Annotated in this window: 20 protein-coding genes; 10 read left to right on the top strand and 10 right to left on the bottom strand. The window is 62.9% G+C overall.

The annotated features are described in order from the left end of the window. Window positions 1-57 precede the first annotated feature (57 nt). The 7 genes from ACIQTS_RS04925 to ACIQTS_RS04895 form a co-directional block, all read right to left on the bottom strand. Window positions 58-1,359, bottom strand: a complete 1,302-nt coding sequence (locus ACIQTS_RS04925; protein WP_133833913.1) for an MFS transporter — start codon at window positions 1,357-1,359, stop codon at window positions 58-60. 180 nt (window positions 1,360-1,539) lie between these two features. After that, a complete protein-coding gene (locus ACIQTS_RS04920) occupies window positions 1,540-2,043 on the bottom strand; it encodes a hypothetical protein (RefSeq protein WP_402471715.1) in 504 nt (167 codons plus the stop codon). 66 nt (window positions 2,044-2,109) lie between these two features. Further along, the gene (locus ACIQTS_RS04915) at window positions 2,110-2,910 is read right to left on the bottom strand and encodes an HpcH/HpaI aldolase/citrate lyase family protein (protein WP_402471713.1); all 801 of its coding nucleotides are present in this window, start codon (window positions 2,908-2,910) and stop codon (window positions 2,110-2,112) included. Further along, window positions 2,903-3,427, bottom strand: a complete 525-nt coding sequence (locus tag ACIQTS_RS04910; protein WP_402471710.1) for a MaoC family dehydratase — start codon at window positions 3,425-3,427, stop codon at window positions 2,903-2,905. The genes ACIQTS_RS04915 and ACIQTS_RS04910 overlap by 8 nt, the downstream gene beginning before the upstream one ends. Further along, on the bottom strand, window positions 3,424-5,472 hold the full coding sequence (locus tag ACIQTS_RS04905; protein ID WP_402471707.1) for a biotin carboxylase N-terminal domain-containing protein: 2,049 nt from the start codon (window positions 5,470-5,472) through the stop codon (window positions 3,424-3,426). Before ACIQTS_RS04905 ends, ACIQTS_RS04910 begins: the two co-directional genes overlap by 4 nt. 15 nt (window positions 5,473-5,487) lie before the next feature. Continuing rightward, a complete protein-coding gene (locus tag ACIQTS_RS04900; protein ID WP_402471704.1) occupies window positions 5,488-7,092 on the bottom strand; it encodes a carboxyl transferase domain-containing protein in 1,605 nt (534 codons plus the stop codon). Window positions 7,093-7,096: 4 nt separating this feature from the next. Then, window positions 7,097-7,732 carry a TetR/AcrR family transcriptional regulator gene (locus ACIQTS_RS04895; RefSeq protein WP_105656422.1) on the bottom strand — a complete coding sequence of 212 codons (636 nt, stop codon included), beginning with the start codon at window positions 7,730-7,732 and terminating at the stop codon, window positions 7,097-7,099. 270 nt (window positions 7,733-8,002) lie between these two features. Between ACIQTS_RS04895 and ACIQTS_RS04890 the strand changes: the two genes are divergently transcribed. Next, window positions 8,003-8,785, top strand: coding sequence for a carbonic anhydrase (locus ACIQTS_RS04890; protein WP_402471701.1), 783 nt, complete (start codon window positions 8,003-8,005; stop codon window positions 8,783-8,785). A 364-nt stretch (window positions 8,786-9,149) separates the two neighbouring features. Then, complete coding sequence (locus ACIQTS_RS04885) at window positions 9,150-10,421, top strand: MFS transporter (protein ID WP_402471698.1); 1,272 nt, start codon at window positions 9,150-9,152, stop codon at window positions 10,419-10,421. Here ACIQTS_RS04885 and ACIQTS_RS04880 read toward each other — a convergent pair. Together ACIQTS_RS04880 and ACIQTS_RS04875 are read right to left on the bottom strand one after the other, a co-directional pair. Beyond that, window positions 10,418-10,993: a hypothetical protein gene (locus ACIQTS_RS04880; RefSeq protein WP_402471695.1), complete on the bottom strand. Its 576-nt coding sequence runs from the start codon at window positions 10,991-10,993 to the stop codon at window positions 10,418-10,420. The two genes, ACIQTS_RS04885 and ACIQTS_RS04880, sit on opposite strands and share 4 nt — an antisense overlap. After that, entirely contained in the window at window positions 10,990-11,532 is a 543-nt protein-coding gene (locus tag ACIQTS_RS04875; RefSeq protein WP_133833920.1) for an RNA polymerase sigma factor, read from the bottom strand. The genes ACIQTS_RS04880 and ACIQTS_RS04875 overlap by 4 nt, the downstream gene beginning before the upstream one ends. A 98-nt stretch (window positions 11,533-11,630) precedes the next feature. Between ACIQTS_RS04875 and ACIQTS_RS04870 the strand changes: the two genes are divergently transcribed. From ACIQTS_RS04870 to ACIQTS_RS04845, 6 genes are all read left to right on the top strand, one after another. Continuing rightward, window positions 11,631-12,161, top strand: a complete 531-nt coding sequence (locus ACIQTS_RS04870) for an Asp23/Gls24 family envelope stress response protein (RefSeq protein ID WP_286134072.1) — start codon at window positions 11,631-11,633, stop codon at window positions 12,159-12,161. Between the two features lie 24 nt (window positions 12,162-12,185). After that, complete coding sequence (locus ACIQTS_RS04865) at window positions 12,186-12,362, top strand: hypothetical protein (protein WP_181148776.1); 177 nt, start codon at window positions 12,186-12,188, stop codon at window positions 12,360-12,362. A 5-nt stretch (window positions 12,363-12,367) separates the two neighbouring features. After that, window positions 12,368-12,739 carry an Asp23/Gls24 family envelope stress response protein gene (locus ACIQTS_RS04860; RefSeq protein WP_146112224.1) on the top strand — a complete coding sequence of 124 codons (372 nt, stop codon included), beginning with the start codon at window positions 12,368-12,370 and terminating at the stop codon, window positions 12,737-12,739. Beyond that, window positions 12,736-13,287: a DUF6286 domain-containing protein gene (locus ACIQTS_RS04855; protein ID WP_402471692.1), complete on the top strand. Its 552-nt coding sequence runs from the start codon at window positions 12,736-12,738 to the stop codon at window positions 13,285-13,287. Before ACIQTS_RS04860 ends, ACIQTS_RS04855 begins: the two co-directional genes overlap by 4 nt. 2 nt (window positions 13,288-13,289) lie before the next feature. Continuing rightward, entirely contained in the window at window positions 13,290-13,874 is a 585-nt protein-coding gene (locus ACIQTS_RS04850; protein WP_402471689.1) for a hypothetical protein, read from the top strand. 75 nt (window positions 13,875-13,949) lie between these two features. After that, window positions 13,950-14,210 (top strand): GlsB/YeaQ/YmgE family stress response membrane protein, encoded by a 261-nt coding sequence (locus ACIQTS_RS04845; protein ID WP_105656414.1) that lies wholly within the window; start codon window positions 13,950-13,952, stop codon window positions 14,208-14,210. A gap of 38 nt (window positions 14,211-14,248) precedes the next feature. Here ACIQTS_RS04845 and ACIQTS_RS04840 read toward each other — a convergent pair whose 3' ends face one another. Further along, window positions 14,249-14,383: a hypothetical protein gene (locus ACIQTS_RS04840; RefSeq protein ID WP_286134664.1), complete on the bottom strand. Its 135-nt coding sequence runs from the start codon at window positions 14,381-14,383 to the stop codon at window positions 14,249-14,251. Window positions 14,384-14,517: 134 nt separating this feature from the next. On the opposite strand from ACIQTS_RS04840, the gene ACIQTS_RS04835 reads away from it, so the two are divergent. Both ACIQTS_RS04835 and ACIQTS_RS04830 read left to right on the top strand, forming a co-directional pair. Next, window positions 14,518-15,111, top strand: coding sequence for a GNAT family N-acetyltransferase (locus ACIQTS_RS04835; protein WP_133833922.1), 594 nt, complete (start codon window positions 14,518-14,520; stop codon window positions 15,109-15,111). 86 nt (window positions 15,112-15,197) lie between these two features. Further along, on the top strand, window positions 15,198-15,464 hold the full coding sequence (locus ACIQTS_RS04830) for a hypothetical protein (protein ID WP_105656412.1): 267 nt from the start codon (window positions 15,198-15,200) through the stop codon (window positions 15,462-15,464). Window positions 15,465-15,534: the final 70 nt, after the last annotated feature.

Here is a 15,534-nt window from a genome sequence, read left to right as displayed (position 1 = left end):
TGATCTGTTCTGCGAGGTTTTCCGTTAAGCCGTGAGAGCTGCTGGTGCTGATTCGGGCTACACCCCAACTTTCTCGAGCTGAGGATGCTCGTAGGCTTTGCGCATGCGCGGCAAGAACAGCAGGCTGACGGCTGCCGCAAGGCACAGCACCGCAGCGGTAATCCACGCGGCCAGGTAGCTGCCGGTGGTTTCCCGCGACAGCCCTGCGGTCAGCGAGCCGGCGCCTGCGCCGATCATGTGGAAGGCGAAGACCCAGCCGAAGACCACGGTGGCTCTAACCGGACCGAAGTACTGGCGGCAGAGCACCACGGTAGGAGGCACGGTGGCCACCCAGTCCAAACCGTAGAAGACAATGAAGATCCACATCAGCGGCTCGACGGTTGGACCCATCAGCGAGTGCAGGAACATCAGGGACAGTCCGCGCAACGCGTAGTACACCGCAAGCAGCAGCCACGGGCGTACACGGTCGGTCAGCCACCCGGAGAACACCGTGCCGAGGATATCGAAAATGCCAACCAGCGCCAGCAACCCGGAAGCGGTCGTTGCCGGCATGCCATGGTCGTGCGCCGCAGGGATGAAGTGCGTCTGCACCAGCCCGTTGGTAGACCATCCGCAGATCCAGAAGGTCATCGCCAAGACCCAGAATGCCGGGTAGCGTGAGGCCGCGAACAGGGCCTTGAGAGTCGCGGCAGCCATCGAACCCTGCTGCGTTCCGGATGCCGGCGCGGCTGCAGCTCCGGCCCCGCCGTAAGGCAGTACACCGGCTTCGGCAGGGGAATTGGCGAAGGGCCAGCGCAGCAACGGGATGATCAGCACCGCGAAGACCGCAACAACCAGAGCCGCGGCCCTCCATGAGTACTGCTCGATGATCAGCACAATGCTTGGCAGGAACACCAGCTGGCCGGCGGCATTCGCGCCAGAGAAGATGCCCATCACCAGGCCGCGCCGTTCGCAGAACCAGCGGTTGGCAACCACAGAACCGAAAACCAACGCCATCGCCCCGGTGCCCAGTCCAACCAGCACACCCCAGAGCGCCCACAACTGCCAGATCTGGCTGATGAATACGGACAATCCGGCTCCGGAGGCCACCAATGCCAGAGCGATGGCAGCCACCTTGCGCATGGAATACCGTTCCAGCAAAGTCGCGGCGAAAGGAGCTGCCAGGCCGTAGACCACCAGGTTGATGGTCACCGCGGTCGATAACTGGGAGCGGAGCCAGCCGAATTCGGATTCAAGTGGTTCAAAGAACGCGCCGGTGGTCGAGCGGAACGCCGCCGTGGCGACTAGCGCCAGCGTGGTCACGATGGCGACCAGCCAGGCTCGATGGATCCGCAATGGCTTCGGGGAGTTCAATCGCATGCTCCTTCTGGGTGTTGCTTTAAGCATTGCGCCGGCGCTAACAGGCGTTGGAGTTCGTGACGTGCGAAGAACAAATATTGATGTCCGAAACAGGTGGAGCGCCTTGCCTCGCCGGGATTAGCTGTGCATGGCGAAGCGCGGCAGACTCAGTTTTTGCGCCTGATCGGCTCTGCTTATTCGCTATGCGGGGTCGTTGCCGTTGCTGGGGTTCTGGCGCCGGCTGCGAGGGTGCCGGTCCTGCGGCTGCACTGCACCCAGCGCCTGCCGCGGAAAGGTTTTTAGCTTGGCCCCGGAAGGCGGTTCGTCCTGCTCCAGCGGATCGGCCATGGCCAATGGGGCAGCGGAGGCTTGGCCTGTTGCGGCTGCCTCGGCGGTTTGGGCCGTCACCGGGGCATCGCGGATCACCGGCATCCTGCGTGGCGGCAGCGGACGACGATGATGCACGAGATAAATCAGCATGGCCAGGGCCTTGTGCATGACCACGATGGTGAAGATGGCCGATCCGGCATAGCAGCCCCAGGCGACCAGGTGAAGCGTGGTCACTTCAAGGACGTTCAGCTCCAGCGAGCCGTTGAGCATCATGACGGCGCCGATTTGCTGGATGACCATGCCGAGCACGGCCAGTCCAACCGCAAACCAGAAATACACCAGGGTATCGGCTCCGGGTTTCTTCACGACAGGCATTTGAACCTCCGTTGGCCAGCTGTCGGCGGTCATTGCTACACACTGTAGCCCATGGCGGGAAACAGCCTATCTGCCCAAGGTGGCCCGGGCCTGGCGCAGCAGCGGCTCATCGACCATCTGCCCTTCGAAAGCGAAAACTCCGGGATTCGCCTCCGCGGCGTCGAGGATCCGCCGGGCACGTTCCCGTTCTGCTTCGGTCGGTGCGAACGCCTCGCGAATGACCGGCATCTGGTTCGGGTGGATCGAGGCTTTCGCGGCGAATCCCGAGGCCTTGGCATCGCGGGACTCCTCGCCCAGGCCTTCCAGATCAGGGATATCGAGGTACACGGAATCAATTGCGGCCTTGCCGTGGGCCACCGCATGCAGCAGCACCTGCGACCGCGCGAACCGTGCCACCTCGCGGTAGCTGCCATCCTCGCCCCGCGAAGAAGTGCCGCCGAGCGAGGCGATCAGGTCTTCCGCGCCCCACATCAGCGCGACGACATTATGCGCCCCGGCAATGTCCGAGGCATTGGTGATGCCCTTGGCGGTTTCGCACAGTGCCAGCACGTCGTAGCCCGCCAGCGCGGCCGGCTGCGCCGCCGATTCGCACTTGGGCAGCATCACGGTGCGATAGGCCGTTTTCCCCAGCGTTGCCAGGTCCTTGGCGAAGTGCTCGCTATCGACCGGGTTCACGCGCACAATGACCCGCGCGGGATCCAGCGGCGTATCCAGCAAGGCGCGGCGGGCCGCTTCCTTGTTCCCGGCAGCCACAGCGTCTTCCAGATCGATGATGACCGCATCGGCACGCTGTGCCGCCTTGGCGTAGCGCTCGGGCCGGTCGGCCGGGCAGAACAGCAGGGAAGGACCCATCAGGAAGCTAGCCATTGGAGCTTTCCCCCTTGGGTTCCAGCGAATCCAAGTGCGCCTGCTGGGTCCACATCAGGCAGGTGCGGGTGGCGGTGGCCACGATGTCGCCGTGCTGGTTGCGGCCGGTGTGCGTCATGGACGCCAGGCCCTGCCCGGGGCGGGACTTGGATTCGCGCAGTGCGGTGATCTCGGTTTCGGTGTAGAGGGTATCGCCGTGGAACATCGGGTGCGGGAAGCGCACGTCATTGATGCCCAGCTGCCCCACGATGGTGCCCTCGGTCAGCTGGCCCACCGACTGCCCAATCATGGTGCTCAGGGTGAGCAGGGAGTTGACCAGCGGCTTGCCGAAAGGCTGGGTGGAAGCCCAAGCGGCGTCCAGGTGCAGGCCCTGGTTGTTCATGGTCATCGTCGTGAACGAGACGTTATCCGCTTCGGTCAGGGTGCGCCCGGGTTTGTGCACGTAGGTGGCCCCCAGCTGCAGCTCATCGAAGTAGAGGCCGCGCTGCTCGACACGTTTGGGGGTTTGCTCGCTCATGCGTCCTGCTCCTGATGCTGTGCTTCGGTTGGCTGGGTTGCTTCCACGGTGGCTACGACCTGCTTGGCCTTGACCAGATCCCCGGTCTTCAACCCGGTCATGCGCACAATGCCATCGGCGGGGGAGAAGAGCTGGTGCTCCATCTTCATTGCTTCGATGCTCAGCAGCAGCTGGCCTTCGGCGACCGCATCGCCATCGGCCGCCTGCACGTCGATCACGGTGCCGGGCATGGGCGAGAGGACATGCGGGGAGAAGGTCCCGGATTGCTTGGCGATGGTGGCCAGCTGGCGTTCGAGGACTTCTTCGCGGGGCAGCTTGCGCACCGCCGCGGTCCAGCCTTCCTCGCACAGCCACAGCGTGCCATCTGCGGCGAAGGCATGCTGTAGTGCTGTGCGCTGGCCGTTGACGGACAGGGTTCCATCCGGTTCCTGCCGCACGGTGAATTCTTCGGCGCCCACGCGCACCCGGCTCGAATCGGGATCCCTGAGCAATGCGGTCCTGCCCTCGGCGGCCTCGTCGTCGAAGTGCCCGATGCTGGCCCGGCGATGCTGGGCGCGCCAGCCATCGCGCAGGCCCCACGGCGTATTCGCGGCTGGAATGCGCCGATCCTCCAGATGCGCTGCCAGTGCCAGTTCGCGGGCCCCGACCTGGCGGAAGGCGAACTGGTCCATCTTCCGCTCGATCAGGTTGGTGTCCAGGGCCCCGGCGGCCACATCCTCGTCGGCCAGCAGCAGCCGCAGGTATTCGCTGTTGGTCAGCACGCCCAGCACCACGGTGCCGGCCAGTGCCTTATCCAAGCGGGCCAGCGCCTCGGTGCGATCCGGGCCCCAGGCGATGAGCTTGGAAAGCATCGGATCGTAGTGGGCGCTGATCTCCAGGCCGTCGCGCAGCGAGGAATCCACCCGGACATTCTCCGGCTCGCGCACGTGCAGCACGGTGCCCACCGAGGGCAGGAAGCCGGAGGACGGGTCTTCGGCGTAGAGCCGGGCCTCGATGGCATGGCCTTCCAATGCCACCTGGTCCTGGGTGAAGTCCAGTGGCTGTCCGGCCGCGATGCGCACCTGCCACTGGACCAGATCCAGCTTTGCGCCGTTCACCCGCACGACTTCCTCGGTGACCGGGTGCTCCACCTGCAAGCGGGTATTCATTTCCATGAAGAAGAATTCGTCGGGGTTCTGGTCGCTCACCAGGAACTCGACAGTTCCGGCGCCGACGTAGCCCACCGATTGCGCAGCGGCCACCGCGGCGGCGCCAATGCGCTCGCGGATCGCCGCGCCGTGCTCCAGATTCTCGAACAGCGGAGCCGGGGCTTCCTCGATGACCTTCTGGTGGCGGCGCTGCAAGGAGCATTCGCGTTCGCCCAGGTGCACGGTGTTCCCGTGCGCATCGGCCAGGATCTGCACCTCGATATGCCGCGGATTGCGCACCAGGCGTTCGAGGAACAGGGCGTCATCGCCGAAAGCATTGCGTGCGGTGCGCCGGGCGCTGGCCAGCGCTTCGGACAGTTCTGCGGCGGAATCCACGGCGAACATGCCCTTGCCGCCGCCGCCGGCCGAAGGCTTGATCAGCAGCGGGAAGCCGACGTCCGTGGCAGCGGCGAGCAGCTGCTGATCGCCGAGGCCGGGTTCGGCGATGCCGGGAACCACCGGCACCTGGTGGGAGAGGACATGGTTCTTGGAACGGATCTTGTCGCCCATGAGATTGATGGAGTTCACCGGCGGGCCGATGAAGGTGATGCCGGCAGCCTCCAGCGCACGGGCGAAGTCCACGTTCTCGGAGAGGAACCCGTAGCCCGGGTGCACCGCCTGGGCACCGGTGTGCCGGCAAGCGGCGATCACCGCGTCGATATCCAGGTAGCTTTCATTCGCCGCAGCCGCGCCGATGCGCACCGCGCGATCGGCTTCGGACACATGCAGCGCCCCGGCATCGGCATCGGAGTAGACGGCGACCGATTCGATGCCCAGCGCCCGCAGGGTACGGATGATGCGCACCGCGATTTCTCCGCGGTTGGCGATCAGGACAGTGTCAAAGAGCTTGGTAGTCATGGTGTTTTCCTCGTACTACATCCGGAAGAGGCCGAAGCTGGTCTCCGGCAGCGGCTGACGGGCGCAGACATCCAGGGCCAGGCCGAGCACCCGGCGGGTATCTGCCGGGTCGATGACCCCGTCGTCCCATAATCTGGCGGTGGAATAGTAGGGGTTGCCCTGGGTTTCGTACTGCTCGCGGATCGGAGCCTTGAACGATTCCTCCTCCTCGGCGCTCCAGCTGCCGCCGCCCGACTCGATCCCGTCGCGCTTGACCGTGGAGAGCACCGAGGCGGCCTGGGCCCCGCCCATCACCGAGATCCGCGCGGCCGGCCACATCCACAAGAAGCGCGGGGAGTAGGCCCGGCCGCACATCGAGTAGTTGCCGGCGCCGAAGGAGCCTCCGATGACCACCGTCAGCTTGGGCACCCGGGCGGTGGCCACGGCGGTGACCATCTTGGCCCCGTGCTTGGCGATGCCGTCCGCCTCGTAGTCGCGGCCCACCATGAATCCGGCGAGGTTCTGCAAGAAGAGCAGCGGGATGCCGCGCTGGTCGCACAGCTCGATGAAGTGCGCGCCCTTCATCGCGGATTCGGAGAACAGCACGCCGTTGTTGGCGATGATGCCTACCCGGTGCCCGTGGATCTGCGCGAAGCCGGTGACCAGGGTGGTGCCGTAGTCGGCCTTGAATTCGTGGAACTCGCTGGCATCGACGATGCGGGCAATGATCTCGTGCACGTCGTAGGGCGCGTTGACATCCACCGGCACCACCCCGGCCAGTTCACTGCCCGGGTAGAGCGGCTCGGCGACCTGGCTCTCGATGGTCCACGCGGGGGCCGGGTTGGCCGGCAGGGTGGAGACGATATCGCGGATGATCATCAGCGCGTGCTCGTCGTTCTCGGCCAGGTGGTCCACCACGCCCGAGGTCTTGGCGTGCAGGTCGCCGCCGCCCAGCTCCTCGGCGGTGACGATCTCCCCGATGGCGGCCTTCACCAGCGGTGGTCCACCCAGGAAGATGGTGCCCTGGTTGCGCACGATGACCGTCTCGTCGCTCATTGCCGGAACGTAGGCGCCGCCGGCGGTGCAGGAACCGAGCACCGCGGCCAGCTGCGGGATCTTCTTCGCGGAGAGCTGCGCCTGGTTGTAGAAGATGCGCCCGAAGTGCTCGCGGTCCGGGAAGACCTCGTCCTGCATGGGCAGGAACGCCCCGCCCGAATCCACCAGGTAGATGCAGGGCAGGCTGTTCTCCAGCGCGATTTCCTGGGCGCGCAGGTGCTTCTTGACCGTCATCGGGAAGTAGGTGCCGCCCTTGACGGTGGCGTCGTTGGCGATGACCAGCACGTGGCGGCCGTGCACCAGGCCGATGCCGGCGATCATTCCGGCGCCGGGGCTGGCGCCGTCATACATGTCCTCGGCGGCCAGCGGTGCGATTTCCAGGAAGGGCGAGCCGTCGTCCAGCAGCGCGTCTACGCGTTCGCGGGGCAGCAGCTTGCCGCGATCCACATGGCGCTGCCGGGACTTCTCGGAGCCGCCGCGCGCAGCGCGTTCGAGCCGTTCGTGCAGGTCGGCCAGCAGCGGTGCCTGGTCGGCGGCGTTGCGCTCGAACTGCTCGGGATTCAAGTGGGAGGAGAGGGTCTTCACGAAGTCAGTCCTTGCTGGTCGGTTCGCTGGCGATTACCCGGGGTACGGGCAGCTGCTGCGCAGGCAACGGGAATTCGTCGGGCACGGCCAGGATGCGCATGGCCAGGGAAATGAAGTTCAACTGCACTTGGGCCAGTGTGAGCCGGCCGTCCTTGCGGTACCAGTGCGAGACACCGGTGCCCATTTCCATCAGTGCCAAGCGGGCGATGCCCAGGTCCACGGTGCTGAAGCTGCCTTGGCGCTCGCCGGCCTGAAGCGCGTCGGCGAAGAGCTGCTCGTAGGCGTCGCGCAGTTCCTGCATCTGCTCGCGGGCCTTGGCCGATAGCGCGCGCATCTCGTATTCGGTAACACGTGCGGTGCTGGGATTGGTGGCGGTGAACCCCACGTGGAAGGCCACGAGCAACGCGAGCTGGCGTACCGGGTCCTTGCTGCCGGCCAGCGCCTGCTCGGCGCCGGAGATCATGGCGGCCAGGCAGTCGTTCATGATGCCCACCAGCAGGTCTTCCTTGCCGCCGACGTAATGGTAGAGGGTCGCCGAGTTCAGTCCTACGGCACTGCCTAGTTCGCGGATGCCGGTGGCGGCGAAACCGCGCTGGGCAAAGCAGGCTACGGCTGCTTGCTGGACCTTTCCCAGTTCCATGGACACCACCCTGTGACTCAAGAGCCAATCAATCGATTGACTGCTTCCATCCAACCGAAGAAAAAGTGTGGTGTCAATCACCATCTTCCGCGGACGAGGGCACCGAGTGGCGCTGCCATCCGCACCTCATGCAACGCTCATGTTAAAAGGGGCCGAAATATGACGTTTGCTATTTATGAATCAAATGCAAAACACTAGACTGCTTGATGTTATTTACTGTCAAGCTCTAGTTAATTCTGCTGGGCAGCTGATCAGACGCCACTGGAAGGCATGATGCCGCAACCTGAACCACGTTTCCTCAACCGCCAAAACCCAACGCCAGCCGGACCGTCGCGCCGCGGCCTGCTCGCCGGTGCCTCCGGGCTCATTGCCCTGGCCGGACTGGCAGCCTGCGCATCACCGCAGGCCACGGACGCGGACAGGGCAAACCTCGCCGGACCCCCGCAGACCCCCGATGAAGTGCTGCAGGTACTGCGCGCCGGGAACCAGCGCTACGCCGACGGCATGCCAGAACGTCCCAACCAAGCAACCGAACGGCGCAGCGAGCAGGCCGAGCACCAGAACCCCTTCGCCCTGATCCACGGCTGCGTGGATTCCCGCGTGACCCCCGAGCTCCTGTTCGACCAGGGGATCGGAGACCTGTTCGTCACCCGGACCGCCGGCGGAGTGCTCGATGACACCTTGGTTGGCAGCATGGAATTCGCTGTTTCCAGTCCCTATTCGGTCCCGTTGCTGGTGATCCTCGGCCATACGGCCTGTGGTGCGGTGGCAGGCACCTTGAAGGCGATGGAAGAAGATGCCAAGAATCCGCAATTGCCCGGCGAGATGGCCGACTTCGCTGAACAGATTGCTCCTGTTGCCCGCAAGGCAAAAGTTGAAGGTTCGGGTAGCGAAGAGGTGGACCAGGTGGTTCAGGCCAATGCCCGTGCCGTCACCGAGCAGCTACTGGAGCGATCTGCCATCATTCGCGAGGCAGTGCAGGAAAAGCGGACCCGGGTGGTGGCAGCTGTTTACGACCTGGACAGCGGAGAAGTGCGCTGGCTTGATGGCTAGCTCCGATTTTCCGGGTGCGAGTTAACCAGAAGTTCCCGCCGGTGGAACCGGCGGGAACTTCTGCGATCATCACTCGCACCCTCACTGTGGTTGTTTCTACGATATTGACAATGCCTATGGCCACGCTGAGCGCAGGCTCCACGGCGGCAGGGCATCTGGCGAACGGGGCGATCCAGCTGCTGGACCAGCTGGGCTTCCAAGGTTGCAGCCGAAACGCGAATACCGGCGGATGGCCAGCTCGCCGCTATCCTGATGCAGCTGGTCAGACGCAAAACACCCATTCCCGGGCCTTTCGGCACGGTTTCGGGATTTGCCAGCAGGTGCACTGGTACTCTCGACGCTGGATGCTAGTGAAGCATTCCCCGTGAAGAATCCGCATGCACGTGCAGTGAAAGGCCCCATGGCAGCCAGCGAATCCAGCGTCAACTCCCGCGCCCGCGCTGCAGTCGCGGCCCTGTTCCTCACCAACGGAGCACTCTTTGCCAATATGGCGCCGCGCCTTCCCGAGCTGAAGCGGGAACTGGAATTGGACACCGCCGGCTACGGCTTGCTGGTCACCGCATGGCCTGTTGGGGCAATCCTTGCAGGGTTGGCTGCAGGTGCGCTGGTGCGCCGTTTTGGTTCCGCGCAGGTTGCCGTCGTGGGCACGATAGTTACCGGTGCGGCCTTGCTGGCCGCCGGCAGCGCGCCGGGCGTGGTCTTGGTCGTGCTGGCTTTTGCCCTGGGCGGCGCCATGGATTCGATTACGGATGTCGGGCAGAACGCGCACGGGCTGGTGGTGCAACGGCGCTATGGGCGTTCGATACTGAATTCCTTCCACGCGTTGTGGTCTGTCGGAGCGGTGATCGGCGGTTTGATGGCCGCTGGAGCGATCCAGATGAACTTGGCATTGCCAGTGCATTTGGGCATATCGATGGTGCTCTTCGCTGCGGTGGCACTGACTGCCCTGAAATTCTGCCTGCCTCGATCCGCCGAACTGGCGGTCATAGAACCTGTTGCACCACCTGCACCCGGAACCGCCCGGGCCGCGGCCCCAGCAGGATCCCGCGGACGGCTGCTGCTGATGATGAGCGCCCTGGTCTTGATCTCCGTAGCCGGCGTGATGGTTGAAGACGCCGGGAATTCGTGGTCCACGCTGTATCTTGGCCAGCTGGGGGCGCCAGCGGCGCTGGCGGCCAGCGGGTTCATCGCTCTGGTCGGGGCCCAGTTCATTGGCCGAATTCTCGGCGATGGCATGGTTAACCGCTTTGGCCAACGCGGCATGGCCCAGTTCGGGGGAGCGCTGATAGCAATCGGTATGGGTCTGGCGTTGTTCTTCCCCACGGTTCCAGGCACGCTGCTGGGATTTGCCGCGGCTGGATTCGGCTCGGCAACCCTGGTCCCGGCGGTGATGGACCAGGCCGACAAGCTGCCCGGCCTGCCTCCGGGAACTGGGCTGAGCATCGTCTCCTGGCTCATGCGATTGGGCTTCTTGTTCTCCCCGCCGCTAGTGGGTTTCCTTGCCGAGAACTTCGGGTTGCGCATGGCCCTGATGGTGTTCCCCATTGCTGGACTTGTGGTGCTTGCTTGCTCGCCAGTGCTGCGTGGAAAAAACCCGCGGAGCGATGGAACAGGGGAGCAAGGAAGTCATAGCTAGTTTTCGCCCTGAAGCGTGATGGACTCGATGGCTTCTCCGTGCAGGTCTTCAATGACCAGATTAACTACCAGTTCCCTCCAGCTGATCAACGGGCTGATGGCACAGCGAACATAGTCAAGGACTTGCTGCTCGATAACCTTAACCGAGCTATCCCCAGGCATGCTCACATGGCATTGCACCCTCCAGTTAAGGTGGGGAATCTGCGTGTCGGTCGCCTTGATCTCCGTGTAGTTCAATTGCGCTGTCGTCGACTCGGAAAATACCGCTCGAATCGCCTTGATCAATTCCAGGGACGATACGCGTTTGGCCAGTCCCGTGCCCGCTTCCTGCACATCCCACATCCGCTGGAATCGCGAGTGCTCGGCTATTTTGCCCAATATTCGCTGCGAGAATGCTTCAGGCTGGTGCTCCGGGGTCGAGCTGTGCAGCAGTTGAGTGATGAATCCGTTCTGGTCCTTGAGCCGCTGCCGTTCGGCGTGGCACCACCGGCACTGCAATTCGTGCAGATCTGCAGGTTCATCCAGGTTCAGCAAAACGTCTTCGGTTGTACGTCCGCAGGGAAGGGTTTTCATGACACCGCCTCGCTGATTGCATTGCGTGCCCGTGCGAGTCGCCCTCGCACAGTTGATTCTGAAACGTTGGTCACCAGGGCCGCTTCCTTATAGCTCATGCCTTGGAGCGCGACCAGTACGAACGCCTGGCGAAGCGCCGAGGGCAATCCGTTGATGATCTGCCAGGCATCGGCAATCTCGCCGCGTTGCACGGCGACGTTTTCTGGCAATTCACGGTCAGGGACTGGGGTTTGCTCTAGCACTTCATCATCCACGGTTTGCTGGTCATTGGCACGCTGGCGGATGCGATCAAGACAAATATTTCGTGCCATGCGGTAGAGCCAAGTCTTGAACGCGGCACGTTCGCGCAGCGAGCCCAATGACTGCCACGCGCGGATCCAGGCATCCTGGGTGGCATCCTCCGCATCGTGCCAGCTGCTGAAAAAAGTCTTGCAGTATTGGCGCAGGCCGGGTGTCAGCGCGGTGACGAGTTCGCCGAAGGCCTCGGGGTCCCCCTCCATTGAACGACCCACAAGCACGGTCAACCGGGTCGGTTCCAAACACCCCTCCTTAAGTGATCTATATCACACTCATAATGTGTGAGGATTAATCTGTAGCTCTCGTCTGTATGAGTGTAAGGCACAAAAATATCCGTTCAATGAATGAGGAGACCATCATGGTGCAACGCGATTCACAAGGGCCAATCATCAAGCCAACCGGCGAAGAGCTGGAACGCCAGGCCAAGGCAAAGGCCGCAAATGACACGCCGGTCCACGAAGAGCTGCGCGGTCCGCTGCACACCGAACTGGGCAAGACGACCATCGAAGACCGTGTGGTCCAGAAGATTGCCAGCATCGCCACCCGCGAAGTTTCCGGTGTCTACGCCATGGGCAACGCCGCCCGCCGGACCTTCAACTCGCTGGCCGAACGCATCCCCGGTGCCCAAGCCAACGCGGCCGGAGGCGTGAGCGTCGAAAAGGGCGAGCAACAGACCGCCATCGACGTGTCGATCGTAGTTTCCTACGGGTTCTCGATCGTTGAGGTCTCCAACGAGATCCGTTCGAATATCATCGCCCAGGTTGAACGCGCCACCGGTCTGGAAGTCATCGAGGTAAACATTGAAGTCACCGACGTGCACCTGCCAGAAGACGATGACGATGACGCCGAGCCCCGCGATGGCCTGAAATAACTGTCCTCATCTAAGGAGCAGAACATGTTACACGTCAAGTGGGGTTTGGCCATCGGCTGCCTAGCCGGATTGCTGATTGCCTTCGGATCATTCACGCAGTTCGTGGTGGTGGCATTCTTCGCCATCATCGGCGCTGGAGTCGGATGGCTTTTGCAGGACAGGGTTGACCTCGGCCAAGTGTTCAGCAAACGTCGGCGGTGAAGCAGATGGCAGAGCTGTCCTCTAGCCGTGGAAGCACCACGGTGAACACGGCCGTCTATTCAAAAATCGCTGCCCAAGCAGCCTATAAGGTGCCAGTTGTCGGCTCTGCCGCGGGTGGGATCCTGGGGTTGGGGAAGTACAAGGATTTTGACAGCCGGCCCAAGGCCAAGGCCGAGGTGCTTGGAAGTGCAGTGGTGGTCGATTTGGACCTTGGATTGAGCTATCCGAGCAATGTCCAGCAAGCCTGCGAAGACGTGCGGAACATGGTTGCGGCTGATCTGCGCAAGTATCTGGGCGTTGAGCAGGTGCAAACCGATATACGGGTGAGCTGGATGTCAACGCCGGATGAAGGAACTAGCAACAGGAGGCTGCGATGAGCAGGTTCTGGCACGTTCGCAGTGCCCGCACCCTGGCCTTGATGATCAGCTTCATCGTCGTATTGGCCACGAGCATTCTCCTGGCGCTATCCTGCCTGCTGCGTTTGACCAGCGGACAATGGCCCGGTTTTGCCCAGCAGGGCATTAACGCGGTCAGCAACTTGCGCTTCAATGACAACCTGGCAGTGATCGCCATGGTGGTTCTTGCGGTGCTCGGTCTGCTGCTGTTGCTCAGCGCGCTCATTCCAGGGCCCCGGCAGAGCATCCTGCTGAATACCGATGATCCTTCAGCGGGGTCGGAACAGGCAATCTCATGCCGTGGAATATCAACCTTGGTGGGGCATGAGGTCGAGCGAACCGATTCGGTGACCCGCGCGAGCGTGAAAACCAGCCCGGCCCTGGTCCAGGTTACCGTGCAGACTCCAGCCCACTCGGTTCAGCGCGTGCGGGAAAACGCGCAGGCGCGGGCGCAGCGCGTGATCGACGGGTTGCCATTGCAACGCGCTCCCAAGGTCAAGGTCTCAGTGCAACGGCGAGGGGGAAACTAGAAATGTTCAGAACGCATGTGGTGCGCCAACGACTTATTCTGGCGATCTTCGGTTTGGTCCTGCTGGCGGCCGGTGCCTCGCGCCTCGCAGCAGTCTGGTGGGGGCTTGGCCAAGGCGCTGGCCTCGGCCAAGCCCGGATTGCCAGCAGCCTGCCGATCGATCAGCAGTACCTGCTGCCACTGGGACTGGCGCTCGGAATTGCCGGCATCGTGCTCTCGCTGGCGGTGCTGATCACTGCCATTCCGCGCCGCCCATCGGCGCATGAATTCAGATACGAATCGAGCAGCGAAGGAGTCAGCGAGATCGAGACTTCGGTAATAGCCAAAGCCGCGGAAACGGCCGCTCGAACGCAACCGGAAATCGTGGATGCGAACGTTCGAATTGGCGGCAATGCAGCTGAACCCGTGCTTTATGCGCGATTCACCCTGCGCGCCGACGCTCCGGCGAATCGAGGGATCGAGCTGGTCAATGGCCGCGTGTTACCTGACCTTGAAATGGTGCTGGGGGTGCCTTTCTCCCGCAAGCACATCTCGTTCAGCTTCCAGAAGCCGGAAAAGCAGGATTCGAATAAGGCCGTGCTCATCTGAGCCGGCCCAGGAAAACAAGAAATAGCCATTAACGGCACGGGCATCGTGCCGCATCTCTTGGGGAAGTAGGAATATATGGGAATAATCGGTTGGATCATCCTTGGCCTCGTTGCCGGTGCGATCGCGAAGGCAATCAAGCCCGGAAAGCAGGGAGGCGGCTGGCTTGCCACGCTGCTGCTCGGCGTGGTCGGGGCGGTGCTGGGAGGCTGGATTGGCTCGGCAGTTTTCGGTGTCGGAGTGAGCGAGTTCTGGTCATTGTCCACCTGGCTGCTGGCCATCGGCGGCTCGCTGCTGGTCCTGGTCATTTGGGGTTTTGTCAGCAGCAAACGCGACTAGGGGCATGCGCTGAACTGCCTGCAGCCTGATGGCGCTGGCTAATGGGAACGGGCGGGATCCTTATGGATCCCGCCCGTTTCCTTCTGCCGCAACGCCTGCATGATGCCGGTGAGAACCTGCAGTGCCCAGGACAGCGCGGGGCCAGGTGCAGCGCGAATCATCCAGCTTGGCATGCAAGGCGCCCTCCGCTACGAAGGCCATCATCGACAAGACCAGGCAGATCCCAGTCGAGCGAACGTGGCGGCTAGGACCGCCTGGAAACCGTAGGGCTAGGACCGCCTGGAAACCGTAGGGCTAGGCTTGGGGAATGGAAGATGCGCTGAAAAAGATCAGCTGGCCGGTACGCACTGAACGCCTGTCCCTGCGTCGCGTGAATTCGGCTGATGTGGAAGACCTCTGGCGCTACCGGCAGCTTGCCGATGTCACCCAGTGGATTACCGCTGGCCCAGCAACCGTGGAAGAATTCCGTTCGCTGTTCTTCGCGAAGGACTATCCGCTGAGGAACCTGGCTGTGGAACTGGACACCGGGCAGGGGACCCAGCTGATTGGCACGGTCATGCTGGATATCGTGGATGGCTGGGGGCAAAGCGAAATTGAGCAGCGCGCCAAGGGCGTTGAGGGCAACCTCGGCTGGAGCTTCGATCCCTCCTTCGGTGGCAAGGGCTACGCCACTGAAGCCGTTGCCGCTGCCATGGGCCTGTGCTTCGGCCCTCTTGGCCTGCGCAGGGTTACTGCCGAATGCTTTGCCGCCAATGAGCCATCATGGAGACTGATGGAGCGTTTGGGGATGCGCAAGGAATTCCATGGCCGCAAGGACAGCCTGCATCGCAGCGGTGAATGGATGGATTCCGTGGGCTACGCGCTGTTGGCTGAGGAATGGACGGCCCAGGCCTCCTGCTAAAGGATAAGGGATGGATCCTTGATCACCGGTGTGTTCTTTGAAAGGCTGGAAGGGAACAGCGCCACCCCAGCGAGCTAGGCGGTCCCATGGGCAAATCAACGCGCACCAGTGTTCTTTTGGCGCTGGCAACCGCCGCTATTCTGCTCATGGCGCTGTCGGAGGAACCTACCTGGGGGTTGCTCGTAGGCAGCTGGACCTTGATGCTTTGGGGTTGGACTGGCAGTCCGAAGCCCCAGGAAATCACCGTCGATGCACAGGGGCTCTCACCCCGGGATGTGAAGGAATACCGCCGTCAGCATCCGGGCGTGACGATGGTTGACGCGATCAATGCGCTGGGGAAGTCCAAGCAATAGCAAAAGCAGGGCCCGCAGTGCGGGTGAATGGATGCAGTTGAGCCCCATGAACTAGTTGTCGTTCACGGGG

The sequence above is a fragment of the Glutamicibacter sp. NPDC090743 genome (assembly GCF_044769125.1).
Classification (GTDB): domain Bacteria; phylum Actinomycetota; class Actinomycetes; order Actinomycetales; family Micrococcaceae; genus Glutamicibacter.
Note: the sequence above shows the minus strand (reverse complement) of the source record. Positions and strands in the feature narration are given on the sequence as shown.